The sequence below is a fragment of the Candidatus Woesearchaeota archaeon genome, assembly GCA_016928155.1.
Classification (GTDB): domain Archaea; phylum Nanobdellota; class Nanobdellia; order Woesearchaeales; family JAFGLG01; genus JAFGLG01.
This window is the reverse complement of record JAFGLG010000002.1, coordinates 34,017-52,951: the sequence shown is the minus strand read 5'-3', so window position 1 is coordinate 52,951 and position 18,935 is coordinate 34,017. Positions and strand designations below refer to the sequence as shown.

Below are 18,935 nucleotides of genomic sequence, written 5' to 3'. Positions count from 1 at the left end.
ATAATATGAATATTGGTGATATTAAACTGTCGGATGTATTGAATCGTCTTGAATTTGATATTAGGATAAACCGTGCTGTGGATGAGTTCTTCCTGGCATCCCAGCTCATGCAGGAGGCTTTGAGCTATGACGACGTCACTTTTGTCCCAAGATTCACGAACGTCTATCCGAAGGATGTTGATGTATCTTCTAGATTCTCAAGGAATGTCCCATTGAAGATTCCGATTGTTAGTGCTGCGATGGATAGGGTTACTAGGTATAAGATGGGGATTGCGATGGCCAAGGAAGGTGGTCTTGGCATAATTGATAAGAGCATGTCTCCTGAGGAGCAGAAAGAAGAGATAAGACGGGTCAAGTATCATTTGAATTGTCCGATTGAAGGGCCTATAACTGTCAAGGAGTCAGATACCATAGAGGAGATTCTGGACAGGGCAGATGAGAGGGGCTGGTCTTTCAGGAGCTTTCCTGTCGTCAATGAAGCAGGGAACCTTGTCGGTCTCCTTACAGGCAATGATTTTGATCTCTGTGATGACCCTTCTCAGAAGGCATGTGATATAATGACCACTGGTTTGATAACCGCTGACAGGACCACAACCCCTGATAAGGCTTATCGGATGATGGTTGATGAGGGCAAGAAGGTGATTCCTGTTGTAGATGGGGGCAAGATTGTTGCCATGTACTTGCTGAGCGACGTCAAGAGGACCATGACCGAATCCTATAAGGCTTACAATGTCGACGAGAATGGCCAGCTGAGGGTCGGTGCTGCTATAGGTGATGGTCTTGATGCCTTGGATAGGCTTGAGGTAATCCTGAAGGCACACCCTGATGTTATTGTCATTGATACTGCTCATGCCAGCACCACAAATGCCGTCAGGACATTGAGGGAGATAAAGGCCAAATACCCGGATCTTGATGTTGTCGTCGGCAATATCTCATCTGCTGTCCAGGCTGCAGAGCTTGTGAAGTATGACCCGGACGGCATCAAGGTCGGCCAAGGCCCTGGTTCCATCTGCACTACAAGGAAAATAACCGGCGGCGGCATCCCCCAGGTCACAGCAATCTATGAAGTGTATGAAGTCGCCAGGGCCAAAGGCATCCCTGTTATTGCAGATGGCGGCATCAAGTATTCTGGTGATATTGCCAAGGCCATCATTGCAGGAGCCCATTCTGTCATGGTAGGCATGATGCTTGCAGGCTCTGAAGAGGCGCCTGGTGAGATTGTCCTTTCTGGCAGCCGGCAGATGAAGGATTACAGGGGCATGGGGAGCCTTGCTGCGATGAGAGAGAGCAGGCAGGCACGAGCCAGATACCAGCAAGGTGAAGTGGCAGATGAGAAACTGGTCCCAGAGGGAGTTGAGGCCCTTGTTCCTTATACAGGTCCTATCGCAAATACCATTGTCCAATTGGTCGGAGGATTGCGCAGTGGCATGGGCATGGCTGGCGCAGCGAATCTTGAGCAGTTGAGGGATCAGGTCACTTTCAGGAAGATGACCGGCGCTGGTCATCTGGAGTCTCATGTGCATGATGTCAAGGTGGTCAATGACCCGCCGAATTATCATAAACCTGGTTCGAGCTGATAAGAATGAAGATTGAAGAATTCATGGGGGGATTTTTATGAGGTCAGATGTGGCATTTATCGGGGGCCAGAATGGTGATGAGGGCAAGGGCAAGTGTGTCTATACTGTCACCGATCACGCAATTGGCAGGTATCATCTTCTTGATGTTCCAAGCAGCAGGATTCTTGCAGTCAGATATCAGGGTGCCCACAATGCGGGCCATACAGTTATCATTGATGGTGTTAAATATCAGCTTCATCATGTCACCAGCAGCATCATCACACCCGAGGTTTATGGACTTCTTGGCAGGGGGATGTATATTGAGCCGAGATCACTCCTTGAGGAGATTGAATTGTTGAGGAGCAGGGGCATCAAGATAACCCCGGATAATTTAGGTATCTCTTCAAATGCTCATGTCATCCTTGATTATCATACTGCTGAGGATCAGGGGTGTTATAATCTCAAGGAGCATACCTCCACTGGCAGGGGCATCAAGCAGGTTGCAAGGGATAAGTATTTCAGGACCGGCATGAGGTTCATTGAGTTTCTCGATAAGGGATTGATGATGAAAATCCTTGAGGAAAAGGCTTTTCCAGCCGGTGTGCCGCCGGGATTGAGGTCTTTTGGGGAATTTGCGGATTCTTATGATAATCAGAGGAGGGGTCTGGAAGGTTTCTTGGCTGATGATGATGATGTTTTCTTTGATCCCAGATTTGTTTTTGCTGTCGAAGAGGGAGCCCAGGGAGCCTTGATTGACATTGATGTCGGCCAATATCCAGGTATTACCTCTTCACATCCTACAAATCCTCCTAACAGGCCGAAGAATATTGTTGTTGTTTATAAGTTCACTGTCAGCAGCGTCGGTATAGGTGACAGGCCATTCATGACTGAGATGCCTGATGACCTGCAGGATAAGGTGAGGCAGGTATGGGGGGAATATGGCACGAGCACTGGAAAGCCGAGGCATCTTGGGTGGTTTGATTGCATTGCTGCAGAGAAGACCCTGCGAGCTATAAAAGGGGATTATGTTGCCGGGACATGCCTTGACAGGCTTGAGGTTTTTTCAGAGCTGGGTGTCAGGCCAAAAGTTGCTGTGGCTTATGAGCTCGACAACAGGGTTTATACCAGATGGGACATATCATTCAACAAAAGAGGTGTTCTCTCCCAGGTCAAGCCAATCTATAAGGAATTTGATCCTTGGGACAGGACTGTGGAAGCTGACCACAAGACCTTGACTCCTCCGGCAAGAAAGTATGTCGATTTCATTGAGCAGTTTCTGGGTCACAGGTTTTTCATGATCGGCACCGGGCCTGAGGATCATCAGGTGATTATTGATAAGTCAAGCATGGATAAGATATTGAATTTATGAGGTGGAGGTAACTAAAATGGATGGTTTTCAACAGGTTGCAGACAGGCCTTATAGGGGCAGGCATATAACAGTGGGCAGGGTTCAAGATGACCCTCTGATATCAGATCCGGATAAGGTATTTATTGCATATAGTTTCGAGGGCAGGAGCCCAGGCAGCAGGGCAAGAGAGTTTCCACCGATGGATGAGCATGGCGTCATAAGGACTGCGCCGACGAGCAGCAAGGCTTATGAGCAGGGCAATCCTGCGCTATTATTATATCCGGCAGTTGCACAGGTTGGCAGGACTTTGCTTGTCAGCAATGGTTTCCAGACAAACTGCATGTACACTGCGACGATGAAGCATGGTTTCAATTCCGAATCCAACCCAGCTGATATTCTGAGAGAGTCATTCAGGGATCCATTCTATGTCCATGATCCTAAGTTTGGATGGATTGATATGACATCTTATGAGCCAGATGCCCCCATAAACACTGCAAGGATCAGCGCTGTTGTGCAGCCATATGGTTTTGCGATGCATATTATTAAGAAGGGAGAGAATGGAGAGCCTGTTTCCCAGATGTGGCATTTCCCATTTGCAGACTTGATGCCTGGCGACGGAAAGTTCATATCAACCTATCAAGGCCATATGGATGACACTCCTCCATTTGAAGGTGATCCATTGGATGTGAGGGTTGGTGCTCATGATGCAGCCAGCATCTCAGGCGAGATCTGGCATCAGCTTGCGCCCAAAGACGGAGACAAGGATGTAAGGGGTGGCTTGGCTGTGGTCTGTTATAATCCAGGATCCATGTTGCTTGACGTTAGTATAACCAACAGGATGGATCTTGAGGGGAAAGTTGCTTCAAAGTAAGAAATAGCACATCACAGGCAATAGCAATGATCCCATTGCATGTGTCCTGCTCGTCTTGACTATAGCAGGTATCAGCCCGATGCATGTTCCCACAAATAATATCAGCAGTCCCTGCCATCTTGTCAGCACACAGACAAGTATTATTATCAGTCCTATGACTCCTAGCACCACAGCCCTATAGTTGACTTTTGTTATTGCTGTAGAGAACCATCTTGTTATCTTCAGGCACAGATATACAGATATGCTCCCGGCAATCAGTCCGCAGCACAGATAGACGATGATTATTGGTATGCTTATCTCCGGCATCAGCTTCTGCACCGCTATTATGCTTCCGTTCCTTGCCTTGTCTATGGCATAGAATGCCACAAGCGATAGCACGAAATTGACAGTGCTTATGCTCCCGATGAGTATCATGAATCCCTGGTCCCCGAGTTTTCTTGTTATCTGCATGCTTATCACAGCTGCTGTCGCTGCCCCTAATCCCGGGAAGACTGCTGTTATGAATCCAGAGAACTGGCCTGAGAGAAGCGCTTTTGTCGTCTGCCATGTATCAAGCTTCAGCTCCTGTTTATCTTTCTGTTTTGGTATCTTCTCATTCTCATTCAGCGAGATCAGTAGTGTGCTTATCCCATACAATCCTGAGAATAGTGGGAATAAGGGGTCCTTGAAGCTGTAGTTCATCACTATGAGCCCGAGAATCCCTGAAAGCCCGAATATTATGATGGCCCACATCTTTTTCTTCTCCCTGAGGATCATGAATATCACGACCCCAAGCAGTATGTATCCCATGTATCCCTGCAATATCGGATATATGTGCTTCACAAATGGTATGAGGAATGGGAACATGATTATGCTCAGTATCATTGCCCCGATGCTTCCTATCACTGTCAGCTTGACTGCAGTATAGCCCATGCCTTTCAGCAGGTACCTGTGGCCTGGAAGCACTCCCAGTGCACTCTCTGATTCCGGCGCCCCTAAGAATGTTGCTGGTATAGGATCTATGAATGTCTGTGTGACAGACATTGATATTATGAAGCATGCAAGTATGAGCGGTGTTGTGAATTGCAGCAGCAGCGGGCTTAGGCTGAGCAGCAGTACAGAGACGAGATTTATGTGGATTCCAGGGGACAGGCCTGTGAATATGCCTGCGCCGATCCCGATGATTACTGCGATTATTATTTCTATAATCATGAGATATTGATGATACTGATGCTTAATATGTTTTCACAGGATAAATCCGGAATTGCTCCGTCATTTTCTGGCATTCTGGCATTCTGGCTTGTATAGCCTGTTTCTTTGGATTTTGCATATACCAACCAATAATTTTATAAATTGATAAAAATATTCATGGTGCATGGCGCTTGCTTTTTTTGATTCGAATCTGTATGCTTATTTCATCATACCTGTCTTGATATTCTGTGCAAGGGTTGTTGATGTCAGCATTGGCACTATTCGTGTCATATTCATCTCCAGGGGCTTCAAGTATCTGGCTCCTGTCATGGGTTTCTTTGAAGTGCTGATTTGGCTTTTAGCTATCAGGCAGATACTTCTTAATCTCTCCAATGTTTTCTGCTTCCTGGCTTATGGGCTGGGTTTTGCAGCCGGGACCTATGTCGGCATGGTGATAGAGGAGAGGATCTCTATGGGCAAGGTCATTATCAGGATAATAACAGGCAGGGATGCAGTCCAGCTATTGGATGCCCTGAAAAGCAAAAGATACACCTTTACCACGATCGGCGCTGATGGTCCTGATGACAAGGTGAAGATAATCTTCACAATCATAAACCGCCATGACACCAAGAAGGTGCTTGATCTTGTCAATGAATATAACCCAAATGCTTTCTGTTCAATAGAGGATGTGAGGTTCTCTTTTGATGGTGATGTCTCTGAATCCCATCAGAGGGACAGCTCTTTCCTGTCCAGGATGAAGAAATTGGTGAAGTGACTGCCCCATGCAACCGATAATTATTTATATCACCCTGATTCTGTAAGTTTTCTAGATGAAAAATCTAGGAAAATACCTCAATTCTGTCGTCGTCAAAACATTCTATTTCATTCCCTGTAGATTTTTTCATGTTCATTTGTATTTGTAATTGGCCGGTACGCTGGCAGGTTCTAGATAGAGTCATTGCATTCTAGCTAGGGCTCGGAGGTGGAAGAATGGAGCAGATTTTGAGTAGTGAGACCGCTTTGGTGGCGAAGCTTGAGGCTGGGTTGGTCACAGCAGCGACAGATTATTGCATGAAGAGCGGGTATCAGCTGATCCTGATACCTCACCTGACAAAGGCCACTGGTGCTTGCGAGAACTTCAGCACCTTGTTCAGGACAGACCTGTTTTCTCAGGCAGCTTACCTGAACCAGACTGGCCAGCTGATGTTGGAGGCATTCATGCATGTGTATAGGAAGACCTTCTGCTGCGGCCCGAGCTTTAGGAAGGAGCTCAAGGCTGATGAGAGGCATCTCATAGAGTTCCCATTGTTTGAGATTGAGGTCGCTGATATGGATCTCCTGCAGCTTCAGGGAGAGATCTCCAATATCTTCGGTGCGATGATTGATTATGTCGAGCAGAATTGTGAGGAAGAGCTGAATATGCTTATTGAATCCCCGGATCTGGATGTCCTAAGGCCTCCCTATAACAGCATCACTTATTCCAATGCCATCAAGCTGTTGTCTCATCATGGGCTTAAGTTCGGAGATGATCTGAAAGCTGCTCATGAGCAGGAGCTTGTTGCGCTCAATGGGGGTAGGCCTCTGTTCATCACTCATTATCCTAAGGAGATAAAGTTCTTCAATATGAAGGTCAACAGGGATGATGGTTCTGTTGTCAACAGCATGGATCTTCTCATGCCCTTTAGCGGTGAGGCTGTCGGTGCAGCAGAACGCGAGGAGAGCCATGGAAGGCTGGTTGAGAGGCTGGAGAGCTCAGATATGCTGAGATTGTTGAAGGAAGCGATCAAGGAAGAGTATGGTTTCAGCGCCTTCTCTGATAAAGAGCTCCACTCTGAGGCTCTCAGGAGATTTGACTGGTATATGAAGATTATCAAGGAGCACCCCATACCCCATGCAGGCTGCGGGATAGGCATAAGCAGGGTCACGCAATCCATACTCCAGCAGAAGGATATCAGGAAGTCTACTGCATTCCCCCTGAACAGGGCCACCTTGTTTTAGGGCAGATTCCCGAATTCCCTGTACCATTCGATGAATGTGGGGAATGTCTCTAGGAATCCTTGGGCGAACTGTGAAGGTTTCTCTTTTATCATTTTTTCTATCTCTTCAGGTTCTATAAGCGCAATGCCCTTGAGCTCGTCCTTGTTTAGCTTTATGGCACCGTCGTGCTCTGCTATGTACATCTGGAAGATGTGTTTTATGTCCCTCCCATCAGTGTGGGTCTTGTTCTCTGCGGCTTTTCCCAGGAATGTGAGGTTTGTCTTTATCCCTAGTTCCTCTTCAAGCTCTCTTACAGCTGCGTCTTCATAATTCTCCCCTTTCTTGACATGCCCTGCTGCTGAATGGTCCATCTTGCCAGGCTCCACTTTCTTGTGGTCTGCGCGTATCTGCAGGAACAGCTTGCCTTCGTTCATCACGTATATGGCCGCGCATCTGTGCCTTTTCCCTGATAGGTGGCATCTCTCTTTTGTGTCCTCGCCTATCACTCTGTCTTCGCTGTCCACTATATCGACCTTTTCATCATGTGCCATGATCATGGTGTATCATTCCTTTGCTTATATGTTTTATCCTTGGGATCCTGATAATGGTTGTGGAAGTCTCTGCTTCCAGTCTTTTTTCTTCAGGCAGTGTTTCATCTTGCGTCCATCACCCTGTGGAATTCTGCCCTGAGCCTTTCCAGCCTGTCACTCGGGTCTGGTCTCACTCCATCCATGGCCTTCTCTATCATCTCAGCAAGCTGAAGCGAAGACTTTTGCAGATCATCATTGTTTATTGCCGCATCTATCGCATTGTTGAAGTAGCATCTTCTTCCGTAGAGCGAGCCGAATACTGATATGATCTCTTCTTCGCCGACCCTGAATCTTTCCCTAAGCTCTTCTGAGTCAGATTCCCTCTCGCTCAGCCTTCTCTCGAGCTCTTCTGCTGACGGCGGCAGTATGTAGATTGATGTGGATTCAGGGAAGAATTTCTTCAGCACAGGCGCGAAATCAATCCCTGCAACCATGACTACATGCCTGCCTCCCTGCAGTGCATCCCCCATCTTTGCTCCGTCGATGCCGTACAGGCATTGGTTTGCCGGATATCTTGTCATCGCTATGTATCTTCTCCACCCGTCGAGCATCTCCTCTTCGCTCTGGAAGAAATAGTCTATCCCATCCCTTTCAGCTTTTCTCCTGGGCCTCGTTGTTGTCCTGGGGAATCTTGATATGCTCTCTATCCCTTTTTCGGCAAGAATATCAAGTGCGATGTCAAGCAGCGTATCCTTCCCGACTCCATTGGGCCCGGATATGTATATCAGTCTTTTTCCATATGAGTCCTGCCTTCCATGGTTGAGGCTCTGCGCCAGCGGTTCTGAAAGCCTAACATTTTCGAGTGTCCTGATTTTCAGCATTTCCTGTATGTTGTATGGGACGAAGTTTGGCGGCTGGTAATCCATTTGAATTCACTTTTATATGATTTTATATGATATTATCTTATATAATAATACTTTATGTTAAAGGATTTTGTTTTCATATATAAATTTTTCGCAATTCCACCCGGAAATCTTTATTAAGACCATAGATTAAGCCGATTTCATGCAAAACATAGGCAATGTCAGGATTCCGAACCAGCTTGTCCTGGCTCCGATGGCTGATGTCTGCTGGCTCCCTTTCAGGCTTCTTTGCAGGAGATACGGCGCAGGCCTTGTCTTCAATCAGATGGTGAATGCGAATGCCCTGGCGAGATCAAACAAGGCAACCCTGAAGATGATCCTAACAGACCCTCAGGAGAAGCCTGTTGCAATGCAGATGTTCGCTGCAAAGATTGATAACATAAAAGCATCTGCTCTGATTCTTGAAAAGAAATGTGATATATTGGATTTCAACTTAGGATGTCCTGCATCTTCTGTTGTCAACATCGGCGCAGGATCTGCCTTGCTAAAGCGTCCTGCAAAGATCAAGGAGATAATTGAAACACTAGTTGACACTGTGAAGATCCCAGTCACTGCAAAGATTAGGTCTGGCATCTCTGACAATCAGGCTGTCAAGACAGCCAGGATAATAGAGTCAGCCGGCGCTTCTGCGATAACCATCCATGCGAGGACCCAGCAGCAGGGCTATTCAGGGAAGGCGAAGTGGTCAGTAATAAAGGAGGTCAAGGACAGTATCTCAATACCTGTCATCGGCAACGGTGATGTTTTCTCTCCAGAGGATGCAAAAGCCATGTTAGACCAAACCAATTGCGATTTCATCATGATCGGCAGGGCTGCGATGAAGGACCCGTCCATCTTCAGGAGGACAGATCATTATCTGAGCACTGGAGAGCTTCTTCCTGAGCCTGAAAAAACCCAGAAGCTGGAGATGCTCCTTGAGCTCTACAGTATTATGAAGAAATATGATTTTGGCATCAAGGCTTATAGGGAATATGCAATGTGGTTCACAAAGGGCCTGGATGGCAGCAATAAGCTGAGGGATAGGCTGTCAAGGATCGAAGAAAGGGATGCTTTGATTGATGTTCTGAAAGATTTCTAGGATATGCTTAAATTCATATGAATCAATCTATTGTTGTTATTTTTATTATCTCTCATCAATAAAAAATCAATAAATAATGAAATTTTTTTAGACCCATCCATAGCTGATTGACAGGATCATCACAACTGCTATGCCCAGCATCAGGATTCCTGCAATCAGGTGCAGCAGTCTTATTTTATTCTGCCTTATGGATTCAAGTTTCTCTGTAGTTGATAAGCCCTTATATAATATGATTGACAGGATTATCAGGGGAGATACAAACACCAGATTGTATAAAAGCAGGTATAATATCCCTGTTTCCCGTGTCACTTCCTTTGCCAACAGCCCCAAAATCACAATGTAAGGCCCTCCTGTGCATGGCAGTTCGAACAATGATACTGCAAATCCGGCAATGAATGCGCCGAATGGGGAAGTCGTGCTTTTCAGGATTTTTTTCATGGTCGGTCTCCAGCTGAGCGGCACTTCCATGAGGAATCCTTTGCCGTACCAGAAATAATCCTTGATGTTCAATAATCCGACAATGACCGCAAGCACGCTGACAAATATGTAGAATGCATGGCTTATGCCTGTCGCTTGCAGTGCTGAGAACAGGCCCAGTCCCATCAGGAAATATGATATGTAGATAGATACAGTGAATGCCAGCCCGAATCTTAATGCCCTCTTCTTGTTTGCTATCGACAGGGCGGCTGTCATGAGGATGATAAGCACTGCAAAGGCGCATGGGTTAATTGCATCCACTGCAGCAGCTGCCACTACTATTGGTATGGTGAGTTTCTGGGAAAATTCTTTTTTCTCTGGATTATCAGAAGGAGAGCTCTCTCCGATCATCTTTATTGTTTCAGGGCTTCCCTGCTTTTTTTCCGGGTCTCCACAGTCCATTTCAAGGCATCTTTTTATCTCTCTTTCTATTGATTCTCCTATGGACTTACTGAAACCGACAATCACCTTATCATCGACAAAGACAGTCGGAACACCTTCTATCGACACATTGAAATCATGGGACATCTGTTCAAATAGCAGTCTCCCTTCATTGTCTGAATACACCTCATGTTCGTGGATTGTGAGAGATGGGTATTTTGGCTGTATATCATTCAGGAAAATCCTCAGTTGTGAGCAGTGCGGGCATCCCTGGCCGTAGAACAGGTGCAGATGCACTTCATTGGCAGTCTCACCTTCTGCTGATATGAGAAAGGATTGTAATATAATCATTGTGCACAGCAAAATGATGACTTTATTTTTCACTGTCTATCACCTCAGCTTCAATTTTTTTCTTCATATCCATGAACATTTTCCTGAAATCTTTGTCATGATCGATTATCGGCACCATATTGGTCATCGCGTCTACAAAAGCCCTGTCAAAAGGTATCTTATGGATGATGGGGATTTTTTTCTCCTGCGCAAAAAGCTCTATCTTTGCAGAATAATCCTTGTTCAGGTCATATTTATTTATTATGATCCCTTTTTTGATCCTGAAATGGTCCACTATGTCAAGCGCTCTCAGCATATCCTCATATCCTGAGGGTGTTGGTTCAGTGACCAATAAAGCATAGTCATTCCCTGTGACAGAAGCTATGACAGGGCATCCTATCCCTGCTGCAGCATCTATTATCATCAGCTCTGCATCAGGTTCTATCTCTTTTGCCTTCTTCCTGACCTCTGAGACCACTTTCCCTGAGCCGGAATTGCCCGGAAGCAGCTGTGCAGATGCGATCTTGAATCCATAGCCTGTTCTTGAGTACCCGATGTATGCATTATCGATATCTTTCAGTGTTATTGCCTTGGCTGGGCATATCAGTTCGCATGCTCCGCAGCCCTCGCAACCGAATTCATTCAGTTTAGGGATATTGTCTTCGGATCGCAGTGCCTTGAAATAGCATGTGGCGATGCATTTTCCGCATCTTATGCACTTATCCCTGTCGATTGAGGCTATCTGGTTGGTGGACAGAGGGGTCCATTCTTCATATCTCTCTGTCGGCAGTGAGAACAGGATAGAGAGGTTTGAGGCATCGACATCACAGTCTGCGCACACTATCCTCTTGTCTTCAGAGAAAGCTATTGCTAATGAGGCAGCGATGCTGCTTTTTCCCACACCTCCTTTCCCTGATAAGACTATTATTGATTTCATTTTATTATTGACGATATTCTTGGGATGTTGACAGGCTCTCCTTTTGAATATTGGATTATTATCTCTTTTGAGAAAGGTATCTCAAATATTATCCCTGCGCTGTGCTTTTTTGCCATGGATTCTATGATTTTTTTGTCTCCGATGTCAGAGCGGTTCAGGATTATCCCCCCTTTCTTGTTCATCCTGGCCAGCAGCTGCAGGATTATCTCAAGATCGTGCGCTCCGAGCGGGGTCGGCTCTGTCACAGCGAATGCATAATCTGCATTTTCAAGAGCAGCTATGACCGGGCAGTGTGTGCCGGCGGCAGTGTCTATTATGATATAGTCATATCCATCTTTTCTTTTTTCTATCTCCTCATTTAGGCTGTTGACTATGAATTCTGAGATGGGCTGGTTTGTCTTCAGTTCTCCTGACAGGAAATCAAGATTGTCCTTTTTGCCGGAGTATATCCTGCCTATCTCCTTGGAATCCCATTCGATTGCGCCTGACGGGCAGATGATCTTGCAGGCTCCGCATCCATTGCATTGGTCAGGCATGAATATGGGGTTCTTTCCTTTTATCGACATTATGGCATTTGTCTTGCAGACTTTTCCGCATGCTCCGCACTTTGTGCATCTGTCAGGATTGAACTTGGGTATCCTCTGCCTGACTGTTTTCAGATGCTCTCTTTTTATGCTCAGGAGCAGATGGTCATTGGGGCAGTCGACATCAGCATCCACCAGGAGCACTCTTTTCTCTTTTGACAATTCGAAGGCTAGGGATGTTGCCACTGTTGATTTCCCGGTCCCTCCTTTCCCTCCAGTGATTGCGATTATTCTTGTCATCTGTATCGATCTTGTTATCTGTATCGCTCTTGTCATCTGTATTGCTAGTGTTTCTGTCCGCAGTCCTTTTTTTGGTCTTCAAGCCTGTCTATGTTTGCTATTGCCTCCTTCACAGTCTTGTAATCCCCTGTCTTGAGGGCCAGCCCCTTCTCTTTTATTATGCTGACAGCTCTTCCCCCTATGTCTTTTGCGAAGATTGCTGTGGGGTTGAATTTTTCTTCGATCTGGTCTATTGGGCTCTTGCTGGGGTCAGTGTGGTCCAGATCATTTTCAATGATGTCCAATTCCTTTTTTTCAGCATCATACAACCCGACGAATGGTGCATGGCCGAAATGCTGGCTTATCTCTGAATCCATCCCTTTGTTGTCAAGGAGCGGGAAGAGGATCCTTTCCTGGTCACTGGTTTTTTTTGTGTCCGGATGGGGTTTTGCTGTCTCTGATATGGTTTCCAGCTCATCATTGATCAATTGCTTTATGGCTTCCTTTGCAGTCCCTGATGCATGGTATGCTGTTATCCCGAGACTGCCAAGCACAGTTGTTGCATTCGGCCCTAATTGTCCTGTCAGGACTTTTTCCACTTTAAGGTCTCCCATCTGTTCTCCTGCTTTTATTGCAGCGCCATGGCCCTGCTCTGCTCCCTGGTTCAGCACAGCTTCAGTACGTGTTATTTCCCCTTTTTCTATATCAACAATCAGGAAATATCTGCATCTGCCGAATCTTTGGTCGATCATGCTGTCCAGGGTGTCTTCTTGGCAAGTTATTGCAATCCTCATTTTCTGCCTCCTCACTTTATTTCTTTAATCCTTTTCTTTATGGTTTCTATCTCTTTATCGATCTGTTCATGTTCAGATTCAAGCATTTTTATCTGTTCCTCAAGGAGGTCTTTTTCCTGTTCTTTTGTAGGTTCTGGTGCAGGTGGTGCAGGCGCGAATCTTCTGTATCCATACCCTCTTCCTTGCCACATTCCATTTCCTGGTCCTCTCCCATATCCTCTTCCAAATCCCTGTCCAAATCCTTTTCCTTGCCCCATCCTCATTCCGGCTCCGCATGGGCCTAAGCCCCATCCTGTTCCTGCACCCAGCCCTCTTGGTCCTGTTCCGTCTCCTCTTGGCATTTTATTTTCCTCCTGACGATTTTATCCCCTTGTCATCGGGTTTTTGCATTTTGGGCACTTGATGGTCGAGCAAGGCACTCCCTGTTTGTGTCCTGTCTCATATCTGCATTTATTGCATATGCATTTTCCGCCTGGTCCGCGTCCTTTGGCTTCTGGTATCTTCTCAATGAATTTGCCTTTCCTTTGCCATCCGAATCCCTGCACGATTTTTATGCCTGGGATTATTTTTGTGGGCTGATAATAGTTGCTTTCCAGATCATGGGAACTCATTTGCACTGAGATATACTGGAGATTTGGTATCTCTTCTGTTAATCTTTTCTGTAATCCTGATGAGATCGCGTTCGCCTGCCCTATGCTCAATGATCTTTCCAGTTTTATTATCATGTTTGCAGTGATCACTGATCCTTTTTTTTGTGTTTTTAGTTCAGATAGCTCGATTTTTTGACCGTGGATTATGTCTCTTATCTTTTTCTCAATCTCTTCTCCTGCTGATACATCCAATAAGGAATCAGTAGCTTCCTTCCCGAGACTGAATGATTCTTTGAGTATGTATGCTCCGATAAGGAATGTGAGCAATGGATCAGAATACTTGAATATCGGTGTCAGGAATAATCCTGCGAATATGACCAATGAGGATATGACGTCTATGCGGGAATGGATTCCGTCTGAGATTAGTGATAATGAATGCTCTTTTCTGCCATAATGCAGTTTTATTCTTGCCATTATCTCATTTATGGTTGCTGAGAAAGCCATAACCCCCAATGCCAGATAATTTATCTCTGTCAGGCTGGGATTGATGAATCCGTTATATGATCTGTAGATTATCCATGCTCCTGTAAGAAAAAGGATGATTGTGATCGCCAGTCCTGATAGGACTTCAAATTTATGGTGCCCGTATGGGTGTTCCTTGTCTGCCGGTTTTTTTGCAGCGCGTATTCCTAAAAAAGAAAGCATTGAGGATAAGATGTCAACACTGGAATGAAGGCCTTCTGCAAGCACGGCAGAGCTCTTGCTGATGAGGCCGATGCTTATCTTGGAGATTGCCAGGACAAGGTTGGCTGCTACTGCGATTACAGACACTTTTCCTTTATTCATCCCTTTGCACATATTATCCTCTTGTCATCGGGCTTTTGCACTTTGGGCAGGTTATCTGATTGCAGGGCTGTCCTCTTGCATGCGGCATCTCGTAGCTGCATTTCGGGCAGACGCATTTTCCTCCTGGTCCTGCTGCCAGCTGTCCTCCCATCCTTCCAATTCCTCTGCCTCCTCGGCCTATTCCGCGGCCCGGGCTTGGTCCTGTTCCGTCTCTTCCTGGCATGGTATATTCACCTCCGTGTATCTTTATTGCCTTTCCATTGACTAGAGCATCTGTCACTTTCTCTCTTGCTCTTGCCAGTGTCCTCTGGAAAGTTGACTGGTGTATCCTCATCTTTTCTGCTGCATCTGCCTGGCTCAGTTTCTCAAGATCTGATAATCTGAGGGTCTCAAGCTCATCGATTGTCAGGTCAGCTTCTTCAAGCAGGTTCAGCGGCACTGCTCTGGGCTTGAAATAAGTGACATTAGGTTCAAAGTTGACGATCCTTGTCTTTCTTGGCCTAACCATTATGCATTATAATGCATAATACTATTTAAATCTTTTGTTTTTTAGGATTATCACTGCTGTTTTGCAGGTATCAGGATTCTGCTGATAGGCCTTTCTTGTGTGCGTATCTGATTTTGGCCGATTTTGGAGTCTTTGCAGGATATTCCGGTAATAAACTTGAAAGATGATGCAGTATGGACCCGCTTTTCAGAATATGTTAAGAATATATAGAATCAGAAAATTGATAGATGGACCTTCACTTCAATTTCTTTGTGACTGGTATCTTCTCTCCGCATTTCGAGCAAAGGAACACGACTGCATCTACTGTTGTCTTCTTCTGCTTCTCCTCATCAAAGAGCATCACTTTCTTCCTCTTGAACGGCACTGCTCCTTCCCCTTCTTTCCTGCATTTGGGGCATGTGTATTTAGCTTCGCATTCGAGAGTGTCCTCATACTCTTCTTTCTCGGCAGTGTAGCCGCATTCTGGGCATTCATATTCTGTTGCCCTGACCTTCGGCTTTCCGGTCTTGGGGTCTTTTGGCTTGCCCATCAGTCCTTTCTTGCATTTCGGGCATTCTCCCCTGTATGTCCAGGCAGTTATTTTTCCGTTCCCGACTTTCCTGTTGGTGTAATAGACCAGCTCATCCATTGATTCTGGCTCTGTGACCATCATTCCACCTCTTTTGGCTCATGCTTCTCGAAGAATATCTCGAATATCAATCCTTTGATCTTGATAGTTGCCCTGTTTGGGTATGCCTTGTCGACTGTATCATTCACGAATCTTATCCCTGATGCGCCTACTTTTTCTCTTATCTGCTCTTTTGATCTCTCAAAAAGCTCATTTCTCTGTGATTTTATTATGATGTTGATCTTGTCCTCTTTCATGAGCCCTGTCTTCTTCCTCTGCACCTGCACTCTCCTGATAAGCTCTCTCATGAATCCCTCTGCTTCAAGCTCGTCATTCCTTGAGATGTCGATGTAGACTGTCCCTCCCGGGAACTCAGCTTCCTTGAGGCTGAGCTTCTCTTCTTCATCTATCTTCTCCTTGATCTCAAGGCCTCTTATGTTTGTATGGCTGATTATCAGCTCTTTCAGGCTCTCAGCGCTCTCTCTTATCTGTTTCTTCTCGCTCACAGCAACTGCCTTGAGCAGCGGCCATCTGACCCCGAGCTGTGCAGCCTCTCTTGCGCTGAGTATTCCGCCTATTATTGATTTCATGTGCTCGAAATCCTGCTCGAGCTTCACATCGATCATCTTCTGGTCATATTTCGGCCAGTCATAGAGGCTTATTGACTCCTCCTTGAGGCCGAATCCGTTCTTCAGCTCCAGATACACCTTCTCTGATATGAACGGCGCAATGGTTGAGAACATCTTGAGAACTCCCATCATCACCTGGAATATTGTGTCAGTCACTGTATCCTTATCTTCCTGTTCCCCGCTTGCTGCCTTGTCCCTTATCAGCTGGATGTATGTCCTTGACAGCTCGAGCAGCAGTTCCTCTATCTTCCACGGGATGTTGTTGATGAAGTATCCTTCGAATTTCTCTGTGACATCCTTTATTGTTGAATGCAGTTTTGATAGGATATACCTCTCTTCTATGCTGATCTTGCCTGCATTGCCTATCTTGTTGGTCTTGCCGAGCTCCAGAAGGTATTTCATTAGGTTCCATAGTATCATGAGGTTCTTGTGTTTTGTCTTCATGTCATCGAAGTTGTAATTGATGTCGATGCCTGGATTGGCCCCTCCTATCATGTAGTATCTGAGGGTGTCTGCGCCGTATTGCCCGATGACCTCTTCCGGCAGGATGTAATTCCCCAATGACTTGGACATCTTCCTTCCCTGGGAATCCTGGACGAACCCGTGCATGTAGACTGCTTTGAATGCTGTCTTCTCCATTGATATCATGCTTGCGACAAATAGCAGGTTGAACCATCCCCTTATCTGGTCTTTGCCTTCGAGGATGAAGTCTGGCGGGAACATGCTTTCGAAAAGATCTGTCCTCTGTGGGTAATCCAGGCAGCTCCATGATGTTGTCCCTGCATCTATCCATACATCGAGCACATCCGGCACCCTCTTCATCTCTCCGCCGCACTTGCATCCCCATTTTATCTCGTCGATATAGGGTATGTGGAGGTCATCAGGCACCTTGCCTGCCTTCTCCTGCAGCTCTCTCACTGAGCCGATGACATCATAGGCTTCGCACTTGTCGCATCGCCATATCGGCACCGGTGTTCCCCAGTATCTCTGTCGTGTTATGCCATTGTCTCGGAGATTGTCGAGCCATGAGTCGAACTGCCTGTTCCCTGCCCAGTCCGGCACCCAGTAGATGTCCTTGTTGAGCTCTCTCATGTTCTCTTTGAGGTCTTCTATCTTGAAGAACCATTGCTTTGTGAGCTTGAATATGACTGGTTTGTGGCATCTCCAGCAGTGCGCATAATCATGTGATACCTTTGTTGTCTCGATGAGCGCTCCTTCTTCCCGCAATGCCTCGATGAATCTCTTGTCATCGACCTTTGCCACAAGCTTTGAGAATTTGCCCATGTCATCAGGGAAGCTTCCATCTTCCTGGAGATTGTTGAATCCAGGTATGCCCTCCCTGTGACCTATTGCATAATCTTCTGGTCCGCATCCTGGCGCCATGTGCACAAGGCCTGTTCCTGCGCTCAGGTCTACATATTCTTCTGATAGGACAACTGAATGGATCTTGTCGCTCTCCTTGCGGAGCTCATCGTATCTCTTCTTCAGCTCTTTCTCGAATGGATGATGGTATTTTATCCCTTTCAGCTGCTCTCCCATGAATGTCTCGAGCACCTTGTATCTCTTGTTCGCCACAGCCTGTACGACAGGCGCGACAAGCCCTGCTGCCACGATCCATACCTCATCATCGACCTGTGCCTTGACATATTCAAGCTCCGGATTCACCATCACGCCGAGATTGTAGGGTATTGTCCATGGTGTCGTTGTCCAGATTATCAGGAATTCATTCTTCTTCCCGACCACCGGGAACTTCACGAATATGGAGTCATCTTCAACATCCTGGTACTCGAGCTCGTGTTTTGCGAGCGCTGTTGCGCAGTGCCCGCACCAGTGCATGGGCTTTTCTCCTTCATACAGCCTTCCTTTCTCATGGGCTTTCTTGACCAGCCACCATTCCCCTTCCATGAATTCGTTCTTGATGGATTGGTATGCATTGTCGAAGTCCATCCATATACCCATGCGCTTGAAGTCCTCATTCATTATCTTGAGGTTTCCTGTTGAGAAGGCCCTGCACTCTTCTATGAATTTCTGCACCCCATATTTTGGGATGTCATCCTTGTTCTTCAGATTGAGGTTCTTCTGCACTGCATTCTCTGTGGGCAGCCCGTGCATGTCATATCCTGCCCTGTCCCATACATCAAGCCCTGACATCCTCTTGTACCTGAGGACTGCGTCTTTGAGGGATTTGTTCCAGGCAGTGCCGATATGCACTTTTCCTGATGTGTATGGCGGCCCGTCCAGGAAATAGAATATCTTCCTGCCCCTGTTTTTGGCTTTGGCCTTGTCAAATATGAGATTTTCTTTCCAGTAATCGAGTATTTCGCTCTCTATCTGCCTGAAATCATAGTTTTTTGGTTCTTGGGACATGTTTTTATCACCATCAAAGACATTTGGAGAAGCTGGGCTTGATTTATAAAGTTAATGCCCCAGGATTTAGATTTCATTCCCGCAATTATTGCAGATTTCAGAGTCTTTCTCTTTGTCGAAACGGGTGTTCACTCCGTAATCTAGTTTGGCCTCGCAATGGGGGCACTTTGGTTCCAAAAAGTCCATTGATTCAAAGAATTTTATTGCTACCAT

The 18,935-nt window shown here is 46.1% G+C and carries 18 protein-coding genes; 6 read left to right on the top strand and 12 right to left on the bottom strand.

What is annotated here, in order from left to right:
* The first annotated feature begins 5 nt into the window (after positions 1-5).
* Genes JW968_00430 through JW968_00420 form a run of 3 tightly spaced genes read left to right on the top strand, consistent with a single transcriptional unit; the run spans position 6 to position 3,775 of the window.
* Complete coding sequence (locus JW968_00430; GenBank protein ID MBN1385425.1) at positions 6-1,577, top strand: IMP dehydrogenase; 1,572 nt, start codon at positions 6-8, stop codon at positions 1,575-1,577.
* Between the two features lie 37 nt (positions 1,578-1,614).
* Positions 1,615-2,925 carry an adenylosuccinate synthetase gene (locus JW968_00425; protein MBN1385424.1) on the top strand — a complete coding sequence of 437 codons (1,311 nt, stop codon included), beginning with the start codon at positions 1,615-1,617 and terminating at the stop codon, positions 2,923-2,925.
* 16 nt (positions 2,926-2,941) lie between these two features.
* Positions 2,942-3,775, top strand: a complete 834-nt coding sequence (locus JW968_00420) for a hypothetical protein (protein ID MBN1385423.1) — start codon at positions 2,942-2,944, stop codon at positions 3,773-3,775.
* Here the strand turns inward: JW968_00420 and JW968_00415 are convergent.
* Complete coding sequence (locus JW968_00415) at positions 3,767-4,966, bottom strand: tripartite tricarboxylate transporter permease (GenBank protein MBN1385422.1); 1,200 nt, start codon at positions 4,964-4,966, stop codon at positions 3,767-3,769. The two genes, JW968_00420 and JW968_00415, sit on opposite strands and share 9 nt — an antisense overlap.
* A 163-nt stretch (positions 4,967-5,129) precedes the next feature.
* Here JW968_00415 and JW968_00410 point away from each other — a divergent pair, with 163 nt between their 5' ends.
* Together JW968_00410 and JW968_00405 are read left to right on the top strand one after the other, a co-directional pair.
* Positions 5,130-5,720, top strand: a complete 591-nt coding sequence (locus JW968_00410; protein ID MBN1385421.1) for a DUF2179 domain-containing protein — start codon at positions 5,130-5,132, stop codon at positions 5,718-5,720.
* Positions 5,721-5,935: 215 nt separating this feature from the next.
* Entirely contained in the window at positions 5,936-6,943 is a 1,008-nt protein-coding gene (locus tag JW968_00405; protein ID MBN1385420.1) for a hypothetical protein, read from the top strand.
* Here JW968_00405 and JW968_00400 read toward each other — a convergent pair.
* A complete protein-coding gene (locus JW968_00400) occupies positions 6,940-7,473 on the bottom strand; it encodes an NUDIX domain-containing protein (GenBank protein ID MBN1385419.1) in 534 nt (177 codons plus the stop codon). The two genes, JW968_00405 and JW968_00400, sit on opposite strands and share 4 nt — an antisense overlap.
* Positions 7,474-7,574: 101 nt before the next feature.
* A complete protein-coding gene (locus tag JW968_00395) occupies positions 7,575-8,378 on the bottom strand; it encodes a guanylate kinase (protein MBN1385418.1) in 804 nt (267 codons plus the stop codon).
* 139 nt (positions 8,379-8,517) lie between these two features.
* Between JW968_00395 and dusB the strand changes: the two genes are divergently transcribed.
* On the top strand, positions 8,518-9,453 hold the full coding sequence (gene dusB / locus JW968_00390) for a tRNA dihydrouridine synthase DusB (protein MBN1385417.1): 936 nt from the start codon (positions 8,518-8,520) through the stop codon (positions 9,451-9,453).
* 87 nt (positions 9,454-9,540) lie between these two features.
* Here dusB and JW968_00385 read toward each other — a convergent pair whose 3' ends face one another.
* The 9 genes from JW968_00385 to JW968_00345 all read right to left on the bottom strand — a co-directional run bounded on the left by JW968_00385 (position 9,541) and on the right by JW968_00345 (position 18,722).
* The gene (locus JW968_00385; protein MBN1385416.1) at positions 9,541-10,695 is read right to left on the bottom strand and encodes a cytochrome c biogenesis protein; all 1,155 of its coding nucleotides are present in this window, start codon (positions 10,693-10,695) and stop codon (positions 9,541-9,543) included.
* Positions 10,685-11,578: an ATP-binding protein gene (locus tag JW968_00380; protein ID MBN1385415.1), complete on the bottom strand. Its 894-nt coding sequence runs from the start codon at positions 11,576-11,578 to the stop codon at positions 10,685-10,687. Before JW968_00380 ends, JW968_00385 begins: the two co-directional genes overlap by 11 nt.
* Complete coding sequence (locus JW968_00375; protein ID MBN1385414.1) at positions 11,575-12,438, bottom strand: ATP-binding protein; 864 nt, start codon at positions 12,436-12,438, stop codon at positions 11,575-11,577. Before JW968_00375 ends, JW968_00380 begins: the two co-directional genes overlap by 4 nt.
* Before the next feature lie 8 nt (positions 12,439-12,446).
* A complete protein-coding gene (locus tag JW968_00370) occupies positions 12,447-13,175 on the bottom strand; it encodes a NifB/NifX family molybdenum-iron cluster-binding protein (protein MBN1385413.1) in 729 nt (242 codons plus the stop codon).
* A gap of 11 nt (positions 13,176-13,186) precedes the next feature.
* The gene (locus JW968_00365; protein ID MBN1385412.1) at positions 13,187-13,516 is read right to left on the bottom strand and encodes a DUF5320 domain-containing protein; all 330 of its coding nucleotides are present in this window, start codon (positions 13,514-13,516) and stop codon (positions 13,187-13,189) included.
* Between the two features lie 21 nt (positions 13,517-13,537).
* The gene (locus tag JW968_00360; GenBank protein ID MBN1385411.1) at positions 13,538-14,611 is read right to left on the bottom strand and encodes a cation transporter; all 1,074 of its coding nucleotides are present in this window, start codon (positions 14,609-14,611) and stop codon (positions 13,538-13,540) included.
* A 13-nt stretch (positions 14,612-14,624) separates the two neighbouring features.
* Positions 14,625-15,119 (bottom strand): DUF134 domain-containing protein, encoded by a 495-nt coding sequence (locus JW968_00355; protein ID MBN1385410.1) that lies wholly within the window; start codon positions 15,117-15,119, stop codon positions 14,625-14,627.
* A gap of 235 nt (positions 15,120-15,354) precedes the next feature.
* Positions 15,355-15,768 (bottom strand): hypothetical protein, encoded by a 414-nt coding sequence (locus JW968_00350; protein MBN1385409.1) that lies wholly within the window; start codon positions 15,766-15,768, stop codon positions 15,355-15,357.
* Positions 15,768-18,722 (bottom strand): isoleucine--tRNA ligase, encoded by a 2,955-nt coding sequence (locus tag JW968_00345; protein ID MBN1385408.1) that lies wholly within the window; start codon positions 18,720-18,722, stop codon positions 15,768-15,770. Before JW968_00345 ends, JW968_00350 begins: the two co-directional genes overlap by 1 nt.
* Between the last annotated feature and the right edge of the window lie 213 nt (positions 18,723-18,935).